The sequence below is a fragment of the Blautia luti genome, from assembly GCF_013304735.1.
GTDB lineage: Bacteria > Bacillota > Clostridia > Lachnospirales > Lachnospiraceae > Blautia_A.
The window spans coordinates 1-2,771 of the sequence record NZ_JAAITI010000077.1 but is presented as its reverse complement, the minus strand read 5'-3'; the positions used below and the strand labels follow the sequence as shown (position 1 = coordinate 2,771).

Sequence of the window (2,771 nt, the reverse complement as noted above, 5' to 3'; positions counted from 1 at the left end):
CGTGCGACACGTTCGTAAGTGAAAAGCTTACGCACAAAGTCGAAGGGCAATTGTAGCCCGAAACTTTGGAGAACTGATATTCCGATGGGTGAAATGAGGGGGTAACGTCCCGAAGCGCCACCCTAATACTCCGAATGGCGGGGAGCATGCAACGGCTCTCTCCAAAAGTTTATAGAGCTCGGTGAAGTCGGCAGAGAGCAATCGTAAGACTGGTTTTCAGGCCAGACACGAAAGCTGTCCAGAGGTGGATGGTGTTGCCTATATGCCGGGGGTCGGATATCCATGGTGAGAATGTATGAAAATACTGACGAAATTCCGAATGTACGAGTCTAAACGTTGATGCTGTCGAAAGGCAGTACACCTTTCATGGTGGTATCTGTGGGCAAGTAAAATTGGTTGTTATGAAAGTCCATGCATCGTTACAGGCGGTGCGGTTATGCATGACCAGATACAGGCTTAGAGGAAGAACCTAAAGATATCCAATGATAGGAATATCGGAACGTGGAAAGCTGGGGACACGGAGGCGGTTGCAAGCCAGTGATGTGGTGGATGGGAATACCTTCGCGAGAGGGCAATAACCATTCTTTATTCCAGTGAGAGTAGTGGCACAGTACCTATGAAGCCGTGAATAAGTAAGCGGTGGAGGGATAGCCACAAGTCGAATTCAGCAATGAAAATGAAAACACAACAAACACAGCTTCGAGTATGACAAAGAAAATCCAAACCGAAGGGAGAGGATGCCTGTGTTGACTTCGGGGCAGCAAGAAAGGAAAAGTAAACAGAGAAAAATCCGCAACTCAGAGTATTACGACATGGAAGGTACTTTTGACAGGCTGTATGCAGAAAGTAAGAAAGATAAAACCTTCAACCATCTGATGGAAATCATCGAGAGTGAAGAAAATATCAAGCTTGCATACAGAACGATAAAGAAGAATACAGGAAGTGATACTTCGGGAGTGGATAAAAGGACGATAGCCGACCTTGCAAAGTTAAGCGAGGAAGAATACGTCCGTCTCATACGGAAACAATTCAGTAATTATCATCCACGACCCGTAAGGCGAGTGGAAATACCAAAGCCCAATGGAAAGACCAGACCGCTGGGAATTCCAACTATCGTGGATCGGATCGTACAGCAATGTATTTTGCAGGTCATGGAGCCGATATGTGAAGCAAAATTCAGTGAGAACTCCAACGGGTTCCGCCCGAACCGTTCCGCTGAGACTGCTATTGCGCAATGCATGAGGCTGATACAGGTACAGCATCTGTACCATGTGGTTGACCTCGATATTAAAGGCTTCTTTGATAATATCAGCCATACAAAGCTGATGCGTCAGATATGGGCATTGGGAATTCGGGACAAAAAGCTGCTATGCATTATAAAAGAGATGTTGAAAGCACCTGTTGTTCTGCCAAATGGGGAGAAAACATATCCCACACGGGGTACTCCGCAAGGCGGTATTTTGTCGCCATTGCTTGCAAATATCGTATTAAATGAACTGGACTGGTGGATTGCTTCCCAATGGGAACAGATGCCAACAAAGACAAAATTCAAAACGAGGAGCAATGCGCAGGGAACAGAGATTAAGAGCCACGCTTACAGGGCTCTGCGCCGGAGCAGATTAAAAGAGATGCATGCAGTTCGGTACGCAGATGATTTTAAAATTTTCTGCGCATCACATGAGGATGCCGTCAGAGCATACAAGGCAACAGAGTTATGGCTAAAGGACAGGCTGGGGCTGGAAATCAGCCCTGACAAATCCAAAGTAGTTAATCTCAAAAGACAGTATTCTGATTTTCTCGGGTTCAAGCTGAAAGTCCGTAGAAAGGGTAAGAAATATGTGGTTCGGTCTCATATGAGCGATAAAGCATACAAAAAGGCTCATGATAAAGTCTCGGAAGAAGTAAAGGAACTGGCTCATTCGTCAGATGATAATGTTCAGTTCATGCAGCTTCAGAAATACAACTCTGTAGTTGCTGGACTTCATGAATACTATTGTATTTCCACAGAAGTATCTCATGACTTCAGCAGACTTGCCTTTAGTATCAACAAACAGCTCAGAAACAGACTGAAAGGCGACTTATCCAAAAAGGGACAACTCAGAAATGGGTTCATCAAAGAAAAGTATGGAACAAGCAGACAGATGAGGTTCCTTCATGGACGTCCGGTGGTTCCACTGGGATATGTCCAGCCGAAGAACGCCCAGCATAAAAGGAAATCCATCAATAAATACACGGTCAAAGGTCGGGAACAGATTCATAAGAATCTTGCAATCGACACAGCGACGATGTTATGGCTGATGAGAAATCCTGTAAAGGGTAGAACCATTGAATATGCGGATAACCGTATTTCTTTGTATGCGGCACAGTATGGTAAATGTGCAGTGACGGGAATTCCGATGGATTCTCATGATATTCATTGCCACCATAAAGTGCCGGTAAGCAATGGTGGTTCGGATGAATACGCAAATCTAATTCTTGTCAGCAAAGAGGTTCATATCCTTATCCATGCTTCCTCAGAACCCACGATTGAGAAGTACCTGAAATCCTTAAATCTTGACAATAAACAAATAGAAAAGCTTAACAAACTTCGTAGTATGGCAGAAATGCCACCTATTATTCTTTGAATTTAATGCTGTAACGAAGTGTGTAAGTTGTGTTTAAAACCCTGGACGGCTGAATTCGATGGAGCGCCGTGTGCGGTGAAAGTCGCATGCACGGTGTGGAGCGGGGGAAAATCCGGAGATAACTTCAAAGGATTACCTATCGCTATC

At 44.6% G+C, this 2,771-nt stretch carries 1 protein-coding gene; it reads left to right on the top strand.

Translation table 11 applies throughout. The features are described from left to right. The first annotated feature begins 737 nt into the window (after positions 1-737). Positions 738-2,624: a group II intron reverse transcriptase/maturase gene (gene ltrA, locus G5B06_RS18440; protein ID WP_096240995.1), complete on the top strand. Its 1,887-nt coding sequence runs from the start codon at positions 738-740 to the stop codon at positions 2,622-2,624. The last annotated feature ends 147 nt before the right edge of the window (positions 2,625-2,771 follow it).